The sequence below is a fragment of the Chelativorans alearensis genome (genome assembly GCF_010993735.1).
Taxonomy (GTDB): Bacteria; Pseudomonadota; Alphaproteobacteria; order Rhizobiales; family Rhizobiaceae; genus Chelativorans; species Chelativorans alearense.
The window spans coordinates 378,499-396,710 of record NZ_WQNI01000002.1 but is presented as its reverse complement, the minus strand read 5'-3'; the positions used below and the strand labels follow the sequence as shown (position 1 = coordinate 396,710).

Below are 18,212 nucleotides of genomic sequence, written 5' to 3'. Positions count from 1 at the left end.
TCCATTACCAGCGGCGTTCGAAGCGCCGACGCAAGACTATGGCGAGGCCGTTCATGATGACAAGAAAGACCAGTAGGACGATAATCGCGCCGGAGGCCCGCTCGACGAATGCAGGATCGCCGCGCTGCGTCCAGTTGTACACCTGAACCGGCAGGGCAGACGCGGGGTCGAAGAAGCCTCCCGGCGGTGCCGCCGGGAACTCGCGCACAAAAGCCACCATACCGATGAGCAGCAGCGGCGCGGTTTCGCCGAGCGCCTGGGCAAGCCCAATGATCGTGCCGGTCAGGATGCCGGGCACTGCAAGAGGCAGCACGTGATGGAAAGTCGCTTGCATCTTCGACGCACCGACGCCCAGCGCCGCTTCGCGAATTGAAGGTGGCACGGCCTTCAAGGCCGCGCGGGTCGCGATGATGATGGTGGGTAGCGTCATCAGCGTGAGGACCAACCCGCCCACGATCGGCGCGGATTGGGGCAATCCCGCGAAATTGATGAAGACCGCCAGCCCGAGGATACCGAAGACGATCGACGGAACAGCCGCGAGATTCGAGATATTGACCTCGATGATGTCGGTCAGCCTGTTCTTGGGCGCGAACTCTTCCAGGTAGATCGAGGCCGCGACAGCGATCGGCAGCGACAACACCAGAACGACCAGCATCATGTAGATCGAGCCGAGGATGGCAACGCCCAGGCCCGCCGCCTCGGGCCGCGTGTCGGAAGCGTCCGGCGCTGTAAAGAAGCTCAGATTGAACCGGGTCGTCAACGCACCGGCCGCCTTCAGCTCGTCGGCCAGCATCAGTTGCTGGGGCGAGACGTTGCGGTCAAGCTCCGCCGTCTCCATCGTGACCCGGCCCTTGTAGTACCCGTCGATACGTCCGCTGGCGAGAAGGTCGAATTTGACCGTCTCCCCGATGCTGGACGGATTCGCAAGCACGAAGTGCCTGAGCGTCGCCGCAGCCTCCTTCGAAATGATCGCGTCTACGTCCTTGCTGCTGGCACCGTCGACGCTGATGCCCTTCTCTTCGATCAGCGTTTCCATGGCGGTTTTGAGGAGCGGCGCATAGGAAAACGTGGTGAGTTTCTGCAGTTCCGCCGGATCGCGATCGCCTGTCTTGTCCAGTTTGGCGGGATCAAGATAGACGTCGAGTACGACATAGGTCTGCCGGAAGGACGAGAGGCCGTTCGAAAGAATCGATCCCAAGAGGCCAACCAGCGCCAGGATAGCGAAGATGACCGCCGCCAGGCCGATCATCCGGAACCTTCTCTCCGCGGCATGGCGGCGCCGTGTACGCGCACCACGTTCGAAAAGCGATCCGCTCTTCGAGCCGACGGCAGCACCATCGGGCGTTGCTGTCAGATCGGTCATTCGTACTGCTCCCGGTATCTGCGGACGATGTAAAGCGCTAGGATGTTGAGACCGAGCGTGAAGACAAAGAGTGTCAGGCCGAGCGCAAAGGCAACCAGCGTCTCGGGACTGGCGAACTCGGTGTCGCCAGTCAACTGGCTGACGATCTTCACCGTCACCGTGGTCATGGCTTCAAAGGGATTGAGACCAAGGCGTGCGGCCGCACCGGCGCCCATGACGACGATCATGGTCTCCCCGATGGCACGGCTCGCGGCGAGCAGGACAGCGCCAACGATACCGGGGAGGGCGGCCGGCATGATCACTTTCCTGACGGTCTCGGACTGTGTAGCCCCAAGACCGTAGGAACCTTCGCGCATCGCTTGCGGCACTGCATTGATAATGTCGTCGGAGAGCGAGGAGACGAACGGTATCAGCATGATGCCCATGACGAGGCCAGCGGTCATGACCGACGACGACGAGCTTCCCAGCCCGAGAGGCTGCGCGATCCAGTCCCGTAACAAAGGTCCGACGGTGATAAGGGCGAAAAGCCCGTACACGATGGTCGGAATGCCGGCAAGAACCTCGATGGCGGGCTTGGCGAAACTGCGAAGCGTCTTGCTCGAATATTCTGCCAGGTAGACCGCCACCATCAGGCCAATCGGCACGGCCAGCAGAAGGGCGACGAACGAAACGTAGAAAGTGCCCCATAGCAGCGGAAGGATGCCGAGAGTGGAACCACCGCGGAACTGCGGGTTCCACACCGTCGACAAGAAGAACTCGCCGGCCGGATACATTCGGAAGAAGTGGATCGTTTCAAAAAGCAGCGAACCGACAATTCCGAACGTCGTCAGGATGGCGATGAGAGAAGATCCCATCAACAAGGCGCGAATGAACGTTTCGCTGGTGTTGCGGGCGCGCATCGACGGCCGGACCCGCCTCCAGGCCAAGAAGCCGAGGCCCAGGCTTACGCCGATAACCGCCGTATTTCTCAGCAGCGAACCCGTCCCGTTGAGGCTGCGATAGGACTTGGCGGCCTGGAACACGGCCGGTGAGACATTGGAGCCGAGCGCGACGCCGATACTGGCGAGGCGGCCGCGGATATCGGAGAAATCGGCGCGCATCGTCGCCAGATCGTCTTCGCCAAGGCTTCCAGCCTCGACGAGGCGATCCAGACCGTCGGCGATGCGGCGGACGTCCGCCATGACGAGGCTTCGCGCACCGCCTTCAGGGATCGCACTGTTCGGAATCTGGGTACTGACCTGGTTTTCGATAAGAAGCGGCTGCAGAAACAGCCACGCGGCCAAAAGCAGCAGGGCCGGAACCGCCGCGAACAAGGCGACGGACTGACCATAGTAGCCGGGCAGCGAATGAAGACGCGCACCGTCCCGCTTGGCCAGGGCCAGCGCACGCCGCCGGCCGAGAACATAGCCGGCCACGGTGAGCACCAGTACGATGATTATGAGTACGCCTGGGGTCATACCACGTCCGCCTCGATCGAAAATATGGGCGGCGCCGCAACAGCACCGCCCACGTTCATGCCAAGGATTACTCCAGCGGACCCATCGGGGTACGGTTCTGGACCTTTTCCTGGGTCTCGGCGAGTTCCGGATCGGAGACGAGGCCGTAGGCCGCCAGCGGGCCATCGGGGCCGGCAATCTCGTCGGAGACGAAGAACTCGATGTATTCCTGCATACCCGGGATCACGTCCAGATGCGCATTCTTCACGTAGAAGTACAGTGGACGGGAAACCGGATATTCGCCGGATGCAATCGTCTCGACCGACGGAGCAATGCCGCCCATCGTGGCGACCTGCAGCTTGTCGGTATTGTTCTGGTAGAAGGACAGACCGAACACGCCAATGCCGTTCTTGTTGGCGTCGACGCGGGCCAGCGTCTCGGTGTAGTCGCCGTCGATATCGATCGATACGCCATCCGTGCGCAGCGCCATGCAGGCCTCTTCGGCTGCGTCCTCGTCACCGCCGTTGGCGGCGGCGAGCGCTTCCATGGTGCCGTTTTCTTCGCAACCGTCGATGATCACCTTCTCGTCGAACACTTCGCGGGTGCCGTGCTTGGTGCCCGGGATGAAGGCGAGAATTTCCTGATCCGGCAGGTCGGAGCGGATCTCGCTCCACTTCTTGTAGGGATTGTCGACCAGCTCGCCGTCCTTGAGCACCTTGGCCGCCAGGGCGTTGTGCCAATCGGCCGGCGTGAAGGCGTACTCGGGGCCATTGATGTCCGAGGCGAAGACGATACCGTCATAGCCGATGCGGACTTCCTGGATCTCCGTCACGCCGTTGGCAGCACAATTGTCGATATCGGACTGCTTGATGCGCGAGGAAGAGTTGGCGATGTCGATGGTGTTCTCACCGACGCCCTCACAAAGCTTCTTGCGGCCGGCACCCGAGCCGCCGGATTCCACGACCGGCGTCGGATACTCGAAGTTCTCGCCAAAGGCTTCGGCGACGATCGACGCATAGGGAAGAACCGTCGACGAACCGGCGATCTGAATCTGGTCGCGCGCCGCGGCGGCGCCGACGGACAACGACGCGGCAATTGCCGTCGCCGATGCCGTAAGGATGAGTTTCTTCATGAGGGCTTCTCCCTGTTCGGAATTCGACGTGACGCCTTTTTCTAAAGCGACGGGGAGTCGCATAGCGGCCCTATGTAACAGTTGGATGACAGTTTCGTGTCGGTGCGGTTAAGATTCGCGCAACGACACTTTTAGAGCAAATGCGCCGCTTTTTCAGCCCGCCACGCGGCGCGCTTCGGATGGGGGTTCAGGCGAGCGCGGGGTTGGCGGACCGCTTCCCCGACGCCCAGCGGCCGATCTTCTCGAGCAGGGTCTTCGGGCTGATCGGCTTCGACAGATAATCGTCCATCCCCGCTTCCAGGCAACGCTCGCGGTCGCCCTTTTGCGCGTGGGCGGTTACACCGATGATTGGCGCATGCCGCCCGCCCTCTGTCTCCAGGCGGCGGATCTCCTTCGTCGCCTCCAACCCGTTCATCTCCGGCATTGAGACGTCCATCAGCACGAGCCGCGGGTTGAGCCTGCGGTAGGCCTCGACCGCCAGGCGGCCATTGTCGACGATCTCGAAGCGAAGCCCGCTTTCGCTCAGAATCTGCGTGAAGACGAGCTGGTTCACCTCATTGTCCTCCGCCACCAGGATGTCGACGCCATGCACCGCCTCACGGTCACCAGCCGTGCGCAGGATGACGGGCGAAGCGGATTGCGGTCCCCCTTCCGCCCCACCGGCGCCCTCGGGCTCGTCGACGCGGTGCTTCTGGATCGTGTGCACCATCGTCTCCAGCAGGCTCGCTGCCCGCGCCGGCTTGACAAGTTGCGCATCGATGGCAAGTTCGCGCGCAGTGGCGGTCGACAAGGATTGGTCGACGGAGCTTAGGAAGATCAGGGGTATCCGTGCGATCTCTTCGTTGGCGCGTATGGCGCGCGCCATGTCGATGCCGGTCATGCCCGGCATCTGGTAGTCGACCACCGCGCAGTCCACCTGCACGCCGAGGCGGGCCGCTGCCCGGAGCACTTTCAGGCCCTCCTCGCCGCTTTCCGCCGCACAGGCGTCGAAGCCCCAATGGGCCATCTGCTCGGCGAGGATCGTGCGATTGATGGCATTGTCGTCGACCACCAGAACCCGCGCACCCGTCACGTCGCGCGGGGCGACCTTGGTTTCGGCATCGTTTTCGGCGTTCGGCAGCGTCAGGGTGAACCAGAAGGTGGAGCCCCTGCCTTCCTCGCTCTCGACACCGATCTCGCCGCCCATCAGATCCACCAAGCGCGAGGTGATGGCAAGGCCGAGGCCCGTGCCTTCATGCCGCCGGGTCGAGGAGGTGTCGGCCTGGCTGAACTTGTCGAAGATGAGGTCGAGTTTTTCTTTCGGAATGCCGATGCCGCTGTCGGTGACTTCCACCTTGATCCGCGTGTGGCCGTCCGCCGTCTCGCCGGCGACATCCACGAGGACATACCCGTGGTCGGTGAATTTGACAGCGTTGCCCAGGAGGTTGGTGACGATCTGCCGAATGCGCCCCGCATCGCCGACGAAAGTCTCCGGCAAATCCGGGTCGACGCGCACGATCATCTCCAGGTCCTTCTCCCTGGCGCCCGAGGAAATCAGCGTGGCGACGTCCTCCACGGCTTCGGCCAGTTTGAAGGGCTGCGGGTCGAGCACGAGCTGACCTGCGTCGATCTTGGAGAAATCCAGGATGTCGTTGATGATGGTGAGCAGGGCACTGCCGGATTTGGCGATGATGTCGATGAAGGTCTTCTGCTTCGGCGTGACCCCTGTCTTTGCCAGAAGCTCCGCCATGCCGAGCACGCCGTTCATCGGCGTGCGGATCTCATGGCTCATATTGGCCAGGAACTCCGACTTCGCCCGGTCGGCCAGGACGGCCTTCTCCTGGGCGACACGCAATTCCTCCTCGCGGCGCTTCATTTCGGTGATGTCGGTGGTCGAGCCGATCAGGTAAAGCGACCCGTCGGAGGCGACCAGCGCATCCTTGCGGGCGATCTGGTGGCGCGCCGTGCCGTCCTCCAGCGTGTGCGTTTCCTCCACCACCTGGCGTTCCCCCGTCCGCAGGACGGCAAGGTCTCCTTCCATGAAGGCTTCGCCGCTGGGGCCGAAGAGTTCCACGTCGGTCTTGCCGATCGCCTCCTCCCGCGGCACACCGACCAGATCCGACCACCCCTTGTTGACGTACATCAGCCTGAGGTCCGGGCGCTTCGCATAGATGGCGACGGGAACGTTGTCGATGAGGTTCCGGAAGACCTCGTTCTCGCGCATGCTCTCCCTGAGCTCGCGTTCGCGCTCCTTGATCTCGGTGATGTCCACGCGAACGCCGACAAAGGTGCCGTCCTCGCTCCGTGTATCGAACACCTTGAACCAGCGGCCGTCGGGATTGCGCCGCTCGACGATGCGCGATTTATCCCGATAGAGCTTTGTGTAACGGTCGATCCAGGCTTCCGGATCGCTATCGTAAAGGCGGTCGAGCTCCGGGTCGCCGCTGTCGCGGAAATAACCCGCCTTGTGCGCCAGTTCCACCGCCTCGCGCAGCGGCTTGCCCGGCTGCATGGCCGGCACCATGGCGGGAAGCGCATCGTGGATCTTCTGGTTGGCGAGCACGAAGCGGTCGTCCCGATCGTAGATGACGACGCCGGCCGGTAGCGTTTCCAGCACATGGGCGAGCCGCGCGCGCGCCTCCTCCGCGTCGACCTCGCGCTGCTTGAGGTCCGACACGTCGAAGATCGTGCAGGCCACGTAGTCCTTGCCGCTTGGAAGCCGGACCCGGTTCTTGCGCACGAGACGGCTGCCGCCGATACCCCGGAACGCAAAGTCCTCCTGCGCCTGATAGTCCTCGCCGGTCTCCAGCACACGCCGCTCGGTCTCCTCGAACAGGGCGGCATCGGCGGGCTGCACGTAGTCACCGCCCTTCTTGCCGATCATGTCGCGCGGCTCGGCATCAAACAGCTTGGCGAACGCCTTGTTCACCAGCACGAAGTCGAGATTCGCGTCCTTGACGAAAATCGGGCTCGGAAGGCCGTCGAGCACCGCCTGGGCGAGCTTCCACTGCTCCAGCGCCGCGGCAGACGCGTCACGATCCTCACGCCCCTGTCCGGACGCGGACTCCAGGTTTGTGCCCTTCACCCCCAAAGCTCGTCCTCTCGCAACGCCCCCGAGTTTCCAAGGATGACCGCTAAGCATTAACGATTGACTAAGCTTAATAGCGGGCTAACGCGACGTGCATGGAGCGCGCGCGAGGGCTTGCGGTTGTGCACCGGCAACCGAACGACAGCTATTTCGGGAAAATGGCACTCCCAAGGGGAATCGAACCCCTGTTTCCGCCGTGAGAGGGTGTGGACAGCGGCATATTCGACGCCCTTTCGTTCGCCTTAATTCGCCAAAGTCCTTGCAATACAAGGATTTCATCCTATATCGTTCAGTGACGTACGCCGCAGTCTTATTCGGCGAATATGCGACGTATTTTAGGAACGGTACATGGCGAAGGTTCTGCAGGAAGCTCAAATCACGACGGCGAACGCGCGGTCGAAGCTTGGGAAGGGTGAGCACGCTCGCCGGCTCGATGCGGAGTCCGCGATCTATTATCGAAAGGGTGTCCGCGGTGGTGTCTGGTTCGCACGTTGGCGGAACCATCTCAGCGGCGCGGCTTACCGGCAGGCGGCCATCGGTCCCGCCAACGACGTGAACGACAAGCCGACCGAAGGCCTGCTCACATATTCCCAGGCTGAAAAGGAGGCGCGTCAAATAGTTGAACGAGCCCGCCAAGAGGCAAAGGCCACGGCCGACGGGCCCCCTCTCACGGTTCGCTTCGCTGTCGAGACCTATATCGCTGAACGCGATGCCCGTGAGAGCCGAAGAAAAGGCCGGCCGGTTCGCTCTGACGCGCATCAGCGGCTTGCGCGCTACGTCTTGGGCCAAGAGGCCCGCGGCAAGCAAAAAGCTGTTCCTGCCGCACTCCTGGCCGATGTGGCGCTCCACGCATTGAAAGAGAAAGACTTGCTCAAATGGCGTGCGGGCTTGCCTGAGACATTGAAGGCGAGCGCGGTGCAGCGGACCATCAACGACTTGAAAGCAGCATTGAACGCGGCCTATGGGGCTCATAGGGACCGTCTGGAGCCGACCCTACCGGAGATCATCCGGCATGGCTTGAAGGCGGTCGCGGTCGATGCTGACGAGGCCGAGCCGCGAGCCCGCGACAACCAGATACTCACGGATGCGCAGGTGGGGCGCCTGATAAGCGCGGCGCAGGATATCGATGCCGAGCAGGAATGGGATGGCGATCTCCTCCGGCTCGTCGTGGTGTTGGCCGCCACGGGCGCCCGCTTCAGCCAAATCGTGCGCATGAAGGTGGGAGACGTCCAGCGGGCACAGGGGCGCCTCATGGTGCCGGTGAGCCGCAAGGGGAAGGGCGGCAAGCGTGGGAGCGTTCCGACGCCGGTCGGTAAGGATGTGCTCGATACGTTGCAGCCGGTGGTGACTGGACGTGCCAATGATGACCCTCTCTTGGAACGTTGGCGCCATAAGCAGGAGCCGGGAAGCGTCGGCAATTGGCAGAGGGCTGGTCGCGGTCCATGGCAGAGCCCGAGCGAGCTTGTGCGGCCTTGGCATGGCATTCGGGCGCGGGCCGAAATGCCCGACGTCATTCCCTATGCGCTTCGGCATTCCAGCATCGTGAAGGGCATCCGTGCGAATCTCCCTATCCGCCTCGTGGCCGCGCTGCATGACACGTCGACGGCGATGATCGAGCGTCATTATTCGAAATGGATCACAACCGGGCTGGAAGAAATGGCGCGGGCGGCGATCGTTCCCTTAGTGCCGCAGGAGGACAGCGCGAAAATTGTGCAGTTGAGGAGCGGTGCGTGATGCCATGGACGTCGACCAACGTTCACGAGGCACTCGTGTTGCCGATTTTCTTTGGAGATCTCGGATCGTCAATCCGCGCGGTGATGACATTCCCTGATGACCTGGTGGCGGCCAAAGCTTACGCGGCTCACCTGCTCGCCCGCCGGCCGCTGCAGGACTATCTTCGAGCGGGATACACCTTCAACGCGACAGAGCAGATCGAACACCTCGACGCGCTTAATTGTGCGGCGGCGCCGAAGGACATTGATGAGCGCCAGCGCCAGGGTGCCGAAGTCGGCAGGATCGTGAAGTTCCTGTGGGCGCTCATCTGTTCGCACCCCGAGCGCGCCTCATGGGAAGCTGCGGTCAAGATCGCAATCGACGATGCCTCATTGCGCGGCGACCGTGGGACGCGCGCTACGTTTCGGGACAACCTCAACCGCTTTGCATCGGTACTGCATCTATGGGGCGCGTGGGAGATTCGCGGCTCCAGCTTTCTGGCCGATCCGGCTCGAGGCTATGATGGCGTTGCTGATGCCGGTGCTTTCATGACCGAGGCCATGTTCCTTCGACACAGGCTCGTGTTGTGGGACGGGACTCGATCTCCATCTGCAAGTTCCGCCTACCTGTCGCGCGGCTTCATTGCTCCGTGGGCCGGATGGCAACCTCACGTGCCGCGCGCAGAGTGGCCTGCGACGGGCGTTCTGTTCGGACTTACGCTGCCGGCGGCTCATGTTCCGCAGATGGGCAAAACGGGACGTCCAGCAAAACGGGACGTCCGGAAACCCCTGTCCTGAGTTTCGGCGGACACCTTTTTCCGCATCCCGGCATTCGCGATCTTCGCTCCGTACCAGCGCGAATTACCGCGCGTTCAATCGGAGCTAAACAATGGATACCCAGCAGATCGGAATGACGATCGATGATGCCGTGGCAAACAGCGGCATCGGACGCACGAAGATTTTCGAGGCCATCAAGACCGGCCAGCTCAAAGCCCGCAAGTTCGGCCGACGCACCGTCATCTTGACGGAAGATCTGGCCGACTTCCTGAAGTCGCTGCCCGTTCGGGAGGCGGCATGAGCATCCTCACCCCGCCAGAGCATGAGCATAGCGCCGCGATCGACGCTGCTGCAGAATGGCTCGCGCTGCCACCTCACAAGCAAATCGACCGACCGATCGTGCCTCACATCAGGGAGCAATTTGGCCTGTCGGTATCCGAGGCAATCGAAGCAATCCGTGAGGCGAACCTTCGCCGGGAGCGCGCCGCATGAGATGCCCGGAAAAGCGAAAACCCGTCGCGGGCAAGGCGACGGGCTCTCAAAAGATAGGAAAAGCGGGTGGCGTTTCCAAGCACGAAAGTAGCTCGAACGTCGCCGACCTGCAAGCCATATGCATTCGTCGCCGATTTCCCAGCCTGTCCGGGCCGGTCGCCCGACGCGTAGCCGAGCTGGCCTACGGAGATGTAGGGCAATGATCGACAAGCCAATCTACGCGCCTCTACCGGCGCGTGCGATGGGCGACAAGCGGCTGTCGGGAGAGGATTTTAGGGTCCTAATGGCGGTCTCCGCCCATGACCGTCTGGGGGCGAACGGCATCGGTTGTTTCGCCTCTCACACACGTCTGGCAGCCCTTGTTGGATGCCACGAAAAGAGCCTCTCAAGATCGCTGGCCCGGCTCGTCGAGTGTGGATATGTCGAGGCCGGCCGACATCCAATCAACCGTCGAACGCGCACGTACCGGATCAAATACATCAAGTTTGACGGTGAGTATCTCGCCTCGACCAAGGCCGCGACAGGTAACAAATCTGCTACCTATAAGCCCGGGATAGGTAGCAATTTCGCTACTCTCGGCGAAGCAATAGGTAACAAGCCTGCCCCAGAGGCCGTCCCAATAGGTAACAAGCCAAATCAAAATTCACAAAAAAAACAGATAGATAACTCGGACAATATATTCAGTGAAACTGTAATAAATCCCGTAGAAACGGAATCAAAACATCCCGCAGAAGCGACTCCTACGGCGGGAAAAAGGGCTTATGAGCGGGCACCTAGCAGGAGCATTGGTTCTAACCTTGGGTTGATCGAGCGATTAATAAAGAACGGCCTGAACGACGACCAGGCTCGGCAGTGGCTGGAGTGGCTCGACGAAATCGAGAACGGAAGTCTCAGCGGCGATGATTTTCAACGAGCGTCTCGGCTCCGGTCTCAACTCGGGGAGCGTCTCAATGCAGCTTGAACTTGATTTGAAAGCACAAGTCCTCGGGTTTCCGCTCGCCAGGCGTGTTGCCACGGTGAAACACGTTGCCCGCACCCTCGACATGAAGCACGGCAGCGGCGCGACTGCCTACTGGCGCAGCATCATAGCATCCGAGCAGCGGCATTTATCGAGCATCGGCCTTTCCGAAGATGAGATCGACCGTCAGCTTCTGGAGTTCTTCGACGCCGTGCAGATGGAGATCTTCCGCGCTGATCTCGACCGCGGCCTTGGAAGGGGGGTGCAGCCAGCATCCTGTTTTCTTGATGGGTTCCTGACGGGATACTGACGAGGTGAAACCTCTACCGTCGCTCAAGTGCCTATCGGGCAAGGGTTTTGAGACCGATGATGGAACCCCTCCATCAAATGGTCGTCAGGAAAAGAACCAGACCGTCAGGGGCGCCTCGATGCGCCGACTCATCACGGACGCGGCCGCCGCAAGGCTCGAACAGCCCATTCGTGATCATTTTTCTGGTCGAACAGGATTACGCCGTCTTAAGGCGGGAACATGGACACCGGCGAACACTAATGAACTAATAAAATCAGTGTGTTAGTGCGACGATCATGCTATACGTCGCATATCAGTCAATTATAGCGGACGCAGAGCAGCAGATAAGGGCCGATTTTCGTTTTCATGTTGCACTAGCTGCCAGCTATCGCGCGCGCATGAATGTCGCAGATGTCGCAGAATTTGGGAGGTGAAATGTCACGAAAGCCCCGGTTAACTGTGAGACGCGCCGAGGAAGCGCTGCGTGCAGCCGGCGGGATCAAGACCATCGCTGCGCGGATGCTGAAGTGTCATCGCGCTACGCTCTATCGCTTCCTTCAGCGTCACCCGACCTTGGCTCAGATCGCAAATGAGATCGACGAGGAGATCAAAGATCTTGCAGAGACCAAGCTGATCCAGGCGATACGCGACGGAGATATGCCAACCGTCCGCTGGTACCTGGAGACCAAAGCCAAGGATCGCGGGTACACGCGCCGCGTCGAGAACACTGGTCCTGACGGAGGACCGATCGAGACCAAGAGAGTTGCTCCAGACCTCTCGGACCTCACCGAAGAAGAGCTCGAAATCCTCCTACGGGCTGCGGAACGGCGGGAGAATGCTTCGCCCGTTTCGCATCCGCAGGCGGTCCACCAGAAAGCAGCATGATGAAGCCTGCCCGTCTTGAGACGCGCCTGTCCCGGAGAAGGAGAAGCAGATGGCCGATTTCACCAAGATGATCGACGAGATCCGCGCGAAGATCGCCAGCACGGCCGACCGCCTGGCAGAGCTTCGCGAGAAGCGCCGGCCGCATGCCTTGGGCGCCTTTGGCGGTGATGAGAAGGCCAGTGCTGCTGTTGCCAAGATAGCGGCGGAAGAGAGTGCGGTGCGCGACGAGGCCGACACTCTGGCCCTTGCGCTGGAGGAGGCCGAAAAGCGAAAGGCCGAAGCAGATCGCATTGCGGCCGAGAAGGATCAACTCGCCCGCGACAAAGAGGCGAAACGTATCTCCAAGGCGATCGAGGCTGCCGCCGTAGAGTTCGATGTAGTGGCAATGCAACTGGTGGAGATCTTGGAGAAGCGCGCTGCTCTGATCAGCGAGCTCCGTGGCACCCGCGTTTTGTACGACGGCTACATCGGCGCGCTGCAGCGTCCTTCACGTGTAATGTCCGCTCTTTGGGCGGCCGGCCTCGGGCGGTACGACGTACTTAAACACGTCGACGGCGCGCATCGGCACCCGCTCGCGAAAAGCGATGCCCACCGCCAGGAGCTCTTCGGGGGCGCCATCGCCTCTTCAGAAGATGCCAAGGAGGTGGCCGCCTGATGCGCACCATCCTCAAACGCGACGACGATCGCCAACGCCTGTACGGCATCGCGCTCATTGCCGATGAAGTGGACAGCCAAGGTGACGTCGTCGGCGATGCCGAGCTCGAGGACGCAGCCGTTCAGGCGGTCAAGCGTGGCGCTATCGTGAAGATCGATCATGAGGGCGCCGGCGTCGGACGCCTTGTCGCCTCGTGGCCCCTCACGAAGGAAATTGCCGACGCAATGGGCGTCTCTCGCCCCGAAGGAAAGTCAGCCTGGCTCGTCGGGCTGGAGATCGAAGATCCCGATGCTTGGGCCCGCGTGAAGGCTGGCGAGGTCGGACACGCCCTGTCGATCGGCGGCCGGGCACAGAGGCAGGAGTTCTAAGGATGGATCCGCAGGAAATTTTCAAGCGCACCATGGGCGGCAAGAACCGCCTATCCGGACTGGAGGTCGACGAGATCAGCATTCTCTCGCAGGGCGTCCGGCCGGCCGTCAAGGGTGCGGTGGTCAGCATCGCGAAGGCTGATGGCTCAGCGTCGGCGGAGGAGAAGCTGGAGACGCTCGCGAAGGCTCACGCCGATAAGCGCAGCGTTCCATTCGCCAAGGCCTACACAGAGGTCCTGGAAACCGACGAGGGGCGCCAGCTCTACCGCGAACACCTCGCCGAGGATCCGGCGAAAGCCGTGCAGAAGAGGATGGAGAGGCAAGAGACCGCGGAAGCCGCCGCGAGGGCGGCTGATCCTATCGCGCGTGCCTTGCACGAAATCAGCAAAGTGGACGATCTGATCGACGAGCTGGTGCGCAAAGCGCAGCAGGATGGCGAGACCTTTGAGAAGGCCTACGCGCGGGTCATCGCAGAGAACCCGCAGCTCTACACGAACCAGATCCGCGTCAAGAAGGCTCAGGGGTTCGTCTGATGCAGATCTTCGCTGCCAGGTTTCGGTTAGGCGACCTCACCTTGGCGCGAGGCCCTCGGGTTCTCATCGAGCACCGGGGCGGGCCATTCGGCGGTGCCCGCAATAACACCGAAAAGCAGTGGCGGCGCTCTCCTTTGCCGCGCGATTGCAAGGCCCGAACGCTGACGGGTTCGACAAGCCGCTGGGCCGTGGTGAATGGCCCGGCGGCACTTTCTCCATCGGAAGTCCACGGGCGGCGGCTTCGTCGTCGCCCCTCCCTTTCAATCCCTCTGAGGTGAACAAATATGGGCGTCGATAAATTTTACCGGCCACTCATGGCGCCGGGCTTCCTCAATGAGGACGGCACGCCTTACCCTGGCGAGGGCGCCACTGCGAATTATGACGCAACGGCGCTGGCTGCCGATATTCCCACAACGACGCTGTATGCGGTCCCTGCCGGGAAGGGCGGCTTGTATCGCATAACAGTTGTCACAGTGTATGCGCAGGAAGCAACGACATCGGCCACGCTACCGGCCATCACGTTCACCTATGTCGATGACGACACAGGTGAACCGGTGACAACCTCGATCCCGGGAGATGACGAGAATATGTCGGGTTCGACCAGCGAGGCCGATTTCACTCTCCCCGTGAAGGAGGGCACGCCTATCCAGTTTTCGTGCACCGGATACGCATCATCCGGCGCAACGCCGATGCAATACTCCATCCACCTGCGTCTCGCGTATCTTGGCTAAGACGGTTGGCGCCCATCCTGAAAGAGGTCAATCATGAACGAAGTTGAAACCGTTAAGATCAAAATCGGCGAGGAGGAGCTGACCCTAACGCCGAGCCCGAAGGCAATGAGCAAGGTCAGCCAGGCGTTCGGCGGCATTCTGAACGCGGTCGACCGCGTGCAGCGTTTCGATACAGATGCCATCGCCTTCGCAATCGCCGCCGGCGCCGATCTGGCCGAGGCCGAGCGCGAGGCGCTCCCGCGCCGGATATTCGCCACCGGCATTACCGAGCTGTTGGTTCCAACGGTCAGGTTTCTGGGGCTGCTGGCCAGCGGCGGTCGCCGGAGCAAGCCTGCAGATGAGAAGGCTGCCTGATGGAACTCGCTGGCGCCGTCGCCGTACGCATCGATGTCGAGCTGATACCGTTCCAGCGCGGGCTTGAGCAAGCGCGCCGGGAGGCCGGCGTATTTGACCGCAGCGCGTCCCGGCACTTCCGGGGCACCACGACCGAGATCGCCGCCATGAACGGCGCCGTGGTGGCCAGCCAGCGGCACCTGCGCGGCGTCACGGCCGCGGCCGGACAGGCTCGTATGGCCATGGCCGGCTTCGCCAGAACTGCTGCCGGCGCCCTAGTCGCGGGATTCACGGTACAGAAGGCCAAGGAGCTTATCGACACATCGACCCGCATTTCCAACGCGTTGAAAGTCGCCGGCCTGTCCGGCGCTGAACTGGCCGCTGTTTACGATCAGCTTTTCGAGAGCGCGCAAAAGAACGCGGCGCCGATCGAGACCCTGACGCAGCTATACAGTCGCGCCGCGCTGCAGCAGAAGGAGCTCGGCGTCACGTCGCAAGAGCTTCTGCGCTTCACGGACAACGTATCCCTCGCACTGCGCGTCGCCGGCACTGACGCGACCGCGGCATCTGGCGCCCTACTGCAGCTGGGCCAGGCGCTCGGTTCCGGGACGGTGCGGGCGGAGGAGTTTAATTCGATATTGGAGGGGGCGCCGACGATCGCCCAGGCTGCCGCCGCGGGCCTAGAGGAGGCCGGCGGGTCCGTAGCAGCGCTGCGCAAGCTCGTCGTCGACGGCAAGGTGAGCTCGGAGGCATTCTTCCGAGCATTTGAGGCGGGTGCCGGCGCGCTGCAGGACCGTCTCGCTGGAGCTGAGATGACCGTCTCTCAGCACATGGTGCGCCTGCAGAACGTCCTCGTCGACTCCGCGGGCAAGCTTGACGATACGACTGATGCCAGCGGCAAAACCGGCCGCGCAATCGGCCGTCTCGCCGACGCTGTGAAGATCTTCGGCGACGCATTGGTCCGCGTCGCCAACGGCCCGATCGGTGACTTCATCTCCAAGCTGGGAGAATTGGACGACAAGGCCCGCGCCACATTTGGGTTCCTCTCGCGTTTCAGCTTCAATGATGAGATCGCAACTGCCATCAGCGAGTTCCTGGCACCTGAGACGCCGCCGGCGACTGGCCGTGACGCGCTGATGGAGCGCATCCAGCAGCTGCGCGATGAAGCCGGAAATATGACCGACGTTGCAAAGGAGCTTGGCTTCGGCAACGACGAGATCGAGGCAGAGATCCTTCGTCTGGAGGATCTGCTTGCGGCGTCCTATTTCGACAGCTCCGGCCCTTCGACACGCGGCGGAAAGCGGCGCAAGACAGCGAAAAAGCAGGTGTCGCTTTCGGACTATGAGCTGCCTGAAGACGGAGATGAGGACGGCAAGAAAAAGACCGGCCAGCGCGCCGACGGATACGAGCGTCTTGCTCAGAGCGTCGCAAATTCGACGGCCGCGCTCGTTTTGGAGACCGAGACCCAACGCACCCTTAATCCGCTGATCGATGATTTCGGTTACGCGGTCGAGAAGGCCCGAACCGAGTTCGACTTGCTCACGGCCGCCCAGGAGGACGGCAAAGCCATCACGCCACAGCTTCGCGAGGAGGTGAGAGCGCTGGCGGAGCAGTATGCCCTAGCCGGAGCAGAAGCTGCCCGGCTCGCCGAAGAGCAGGCGAAGGCCCAGGAGGAAATGCGCTTCCACCAGGATCTTCTAAAAGGCGCCATGAGCGATCTGAGGTCCGCGCTCGAGGACGGCAAGCTGTCCTGGCAGGAGATGGGCGATATTGCGCTCAGCGTGCTCGACAAGATCATCGGCAAGATCGAAGACCAGCTCATCGATGCACTCTTCAAGGCCAACGGCGCAGGCGGCGGTATTCTCGGCTTCCTTGGCCGCCTGCTCGGCATTGGTGGCGGCGGTGGCGCGGGGGTCGACAATTTCCCGCCAGTTCCCGGGGGCGGCCTCTATGCGCAGGGCGGATACACCGGGCCCGGCGGCAAGAACCAGCCAGCAGGTATCGTTCATGCTGGTGAGTATGTCGTACGCGCTTCGGAGGTGCGAAAGCCGGGGATCCGATCTTTGCTGGAGGCGGTCAACAATGGCTTGCCTGGCTTTGCTGGAGGGGGCCTGGTACCTGCGCTGGAAGACCCAAGTGTCATGGTAGGGCAATCCGGCGGATGGGGAGACGTGTTGCGATGAGTGCATTTCTCACGGCGCGCATGGAAGAGCAGATCATCATTCTTTCAGACGGTGCCAGCTATCGCGGCCTCGACGATTTCGCCGTCACTGGCATGATGAGCAAAACGCTCGTGTTACCTCACCTGACGTGCGCTATGGTGGTGCGGGGCACGGCGAATATGCTTCTCCAACTCAATATGAATCATCGGTCCACGTGGGCTTCATTCGATGAGTTGGTGACGATCCTACCGGAGCAAGCGGACACAGAGTGTGACCGTTTCCACCAATTCTACCCTGACCGCCATGGCATTGCAGAGTTAGCTGTTTGCGGGTGGTCTGAAAGCCGCGAGCGCTTCGAGAGCTACAGCTTCCACATGGATAGCTGGGAAGAATGCCGAGACAAGCTGGAGCCGACACCAGCAATCTACATGGCACCGATTCCAGATCGTGACCGTGTTGAGGCCAATGGAGTGCCTGTCGAAGGCACAATCCGCTTAGAAGGTCTTCACCGGCTCATGCAGGCGCAGCGGGAGACGCCGCATTTCATTGGGTTGCCCGGCGACAGCGCCGATGCATGCGAGAAGGGATACTGTGTCGGCATGTTCATTGAGGAAGTGACCGTGACGCACTCTGGCATCCTTTCCCGCATCGTGAAGCGGTGGCCAGACAAGATCGGCGAGATGATCGATCCGTTTGCTGATGCCGATAAACAGCCATAAGCCTCATCTCGGCGCCGGCGATGTGCCGATCAGGCTCGACGGCCGCGAGGTGGTCCTCCGGCCGACCCTACGGGCTGGTCTGGCCGTGGCTCGAGAGGATGGCGGCATCATGCCGATGGTCGAGGCCGTCGGCCGCTACGACTTCGAGACGCTGGTGCGCGTCCTGGCGCTCGGGCTTGGCCGCACGGATATCGACCAGGTGCGCGATGAGGCATGGCGCACCGGCATGGAGGCGCTTGTAGGGCCCGTGACGCGATTCCTGGTCATCGTCGCCAGCGGTGGCACTCCACCCACCGGAAAGGGCGCTGAGGACGATGCAGGCGTGCCCACCGAGAGCATCACGCTCGCCGAGCTCTGCGACGAGATGGCCGGGATCGCCATGGGCTGGCTCGGGTGGAGCCCTGAGACCGCCCTGGGCGCCGACATGAACGCGATCCGCGTGGCCTACGATGGTCGCATCGACATGTTGAAGGCCTGCTTCGGTGGTGGTGACGATAAACCGGCATCAACGGCACCGCAGGTTCAATCTCGACCGCTCACGCCGGCGCTATTCGATGCGCTCTTCGGTGCGAGAGCCTAAGCGGCCTCGCGCGCCTCACC

At 61.9% G+C, this 18,212-nt stretch carries 18 protein-coding genes and 1 pseudogene; 15 read left to right on the top strand and 4 right to left on the bottom strand.

Annotated elements, in window-relative coordinates; translation table 11 throughout:
• Positions 1–4: 4 nt before the first annotated feature.
• The 4 genes and pseudogenes from pstA to GPJ75_RS04740 form a co-directional block, all read right to left on the bottom strand.
• Entirely contained in the window at positions 5–1,363 is a 1,359-nt protein-coding gene (gene pstA, locus GPJ75_RS04755; protein ID WP_163265631.1) for a phosphate ABC transporter permease PstA, read from the bottom strand.
• A complete protein-coding gene (gene pstC / locus GPJ75_RS04750; protein WP_163265629.1) occupies positions 1,360–2,820 on the bottom strand; it encodes a phosphate ABC transporter permease subunit PstC in 1,461 nt (486 codons plus the stop codon). The genes pstA and pstC overlap by 4 nt, the downstream gene beginning before the upstream one ends.
• A 67-nt stretch (positions 2,821–2,887) precedes the next feature.
• Positions 2,888–3,931: a substrate-binding domain-containing protein gene (locus GPJ75_RS04745; protein ID WP_163265627.1), complete on the bottom strand. Its 1,044-nt coding sequence runs from the start codon at positions 3,929–3,931 to the stop codon at positions 2,888–2,890.
• Between the two features lie 187 nt (positions 3,932–4,118).
• Positions 4,119–6,932: pseudogene (locus GPJ75_RS04740) on the bottom strand (response regulator); the annotation flags it as partial.
• 414 nt (positions 6,933–7,346) lie between these two features.
• Between GPJ75_RS04740 and GPJ75_RS04735 the strand changes: the two are divergent.
• The 15 genes from GPJ75_RS04735 to GPJ75_RS04665 all read left to right on the top strand — a co-directional run bounded on the left by GPJ75_RS04735 (position 7,347) and on the right by GPJ75_RS04665 (position 18,192).
• The gene (locus tag GPJ75_RS04735) at positions 7,347–8,732 is read left to right on the top strand and encodes a tyrosine-type recombinase/integrase (RefSeq protein WP_163265623.1); all 1,386 of its coding nucleotides are present in this window, start codon (positions 7,347–7,349) and stop codon (positions 8,730–8,732) included.
• Positions 8,729–9,508 carry a hypothetical protein gene (locus tag GPJ75_RS04730; protein ID WP_205602464.1) on the top strand — a complete coding sequence of 260 codons (780 nt, stop codon included), beginning with the start codon at positions 8,729–8,731 and terminating at the stop codon, positions 9,506–9,508. Before GPJ75_RS04735 ends, GPJ75_RS04730 begins: the two co-directional genes overlap by 4 nt.
• 91 nt (positions 9,509–9,599) lie before the next feature.
• Positions 9,600–9,788 carry a helix-turn-helix domain-containing protein gene (locus tag GPJ75_RS04725; RefSeq protein WP_163265619.1) on the top strand — a complete coding sequence of 63 codons (189 nt, stop codon included), beginning with the start codon at positions 9,600–9,602 and terminating at the stop codon, positions 9,786–9,788.
• The gene (locus GPJ75_RS04720; RefSeq protein ID WP_163265617.1) at positions 9,785–9,979 is read left to right on the top strand and encodes a hypothetical protein; all 195 of its coding nucleotides are present in this window, start codon (positions 9,785–9,787) and stop codon (positions 9,977–9,979) included. The genes GPJ75_RS04725 and GPJ75_RS04720 overlap by 4 nt, the downstream gene beginning before the upstream one ends.
• A gap of 199 nt (positions 9,980–10,178) precedes the next feature.
• Positions 10,179–10,940, top strand: a complete 762-nt coding sequence (locus GPJ75_RS04715; protein WP_163265615.1) for a helix-turn-helix domain-containing protein — start codon at positions 10,179–10,181, stop codon at positions 10,938–10,940.
• Positions 10,930–11,247 carry a DUF6074 family protein gene (locus GPJ75_RS04710; protein WP_163265612.1) on the top strand — a complete coding sequence of 106 codons (318 nt, stop codon included), beginning with the start codon at positions 10,930–10,932 and terminating at the stop codon, positions 11,245–11,247. Before GPJ75_RS04715 ends, GPJ75_RS04710 begins: the two co-directional genes overlap by 11 nt.
• Positions 11,248–11,661: 414 nt before the next feature.
• Positions 11,662–12,111, top strand: a complete 450-nt coding sequence (locus GPJ75_RS04705; RefSeq protein ID WP_205602463.1) for a helix-turn-helix domain-containing protein — start codon at positions 11,662–11,664, stop codon at positions 12,109–12,111.
• A gap of 49 nt (positions 12,112–12,160) precedes the next feature.
• The gene (locus tag GPJ75_RS04700; RefSeq protein WP_163265608.1) at positions 12,161–12,766 is read left to right on the top strand and encodes a hypothetical protein; all 606 of its coding nucleotides are present in this window, start codon (positions 12,161–12,163) and stop codon (positions 12,764–12,766) included.
• Positions 12,766–13,134, top strand: a complete 369-nt coding sequence (locus GPJ75_RS04695; protein WP_163265606.1) for an XkdF-like putative serine protease domain-containing protein — start codon at positions 12,766–12,768, stop codon at positions 13,132–13,134. The genes GPJ75_RS04700 and GPJ75_RS04695 overlap by 1 nt, the downstream gene beginning before the upstream one ends.
• A gap of 2 nt (positions 13,135–13,136) precedes the next feature.
• A complete protein-coding gene (locus tag GPJ75_RS04690; RefSeq protein WP_163265604.1) occupies positions 13,137–13,667 on the top strand; it encodes a hypothetical protein in 531 nt (176 codons plus the stop codon).
• Positions 13,668–13,951: 284 nt separating this feature from the next.
• A complete protein-coding gene (locus tag GPJ75_RS04685; protein ID WP_163265602.1) occupies positions 13,952–14,398 on the top strand; it encodes a hypothetical protein in 447 nt (148 codons plus the stop codon).
• Between the two features lie 33 nt (positions 14,399–14,431).
• On the top strand, positions 14,432–14,752 hold the full coding sequence (locus tag GPJ75_RS04680; protein WP_163265600.1) for a hypothetical protein: 321 nt from the start codon (positions 14,432–14,434) through the stop codon (positions 14,750–14,752).
• Positions 14,752–16,914, top strand: coding sequence for a tape measure protein (locus GPJ75_RS04675; protein WP_163265598.1), 2,163 nt, complete (start codon positions 14,752–14,754; stop codon positions 16,912–16,914). Before GPJ75_RS04680 ends, GPJ75_RS04675 begins: the two co-directional genes overlap by 1 nt.
• Positions 16,911–17,612: a hypothetical protein gene (locus GPJ75_RS04670; protein ID WP_163265596.1), complete on the top strand. Its 702-nt coding sequence runs from the start codon at positions 16,911–16,913 to the stop codon at positions 17,610–17,612. Before GPJ75_RS04675 ends, GPJ75_RS04670 begins: the two co-directional genes overlap by 4 nt.
• The gene (locus GPJ75_RS04665) at positions 17,593–18,192 is read left to right on the top strand and encodes a hypothetical protein (RefSeq protein WP_163265594.1); all 600 of its coding nucleotides are present in this window, start codon (positions 17,593–17,595) and stop codon (positions 18,190–18,192) included. The genes GPJ75_RS04670 and GPJ75_RS04665 overlap by 20 nt, the downstream gene beginning before the upstream one ends.
• The last annotated feature ends 20 nt before the right edge of the window (positions 18,193–18,212 follow it).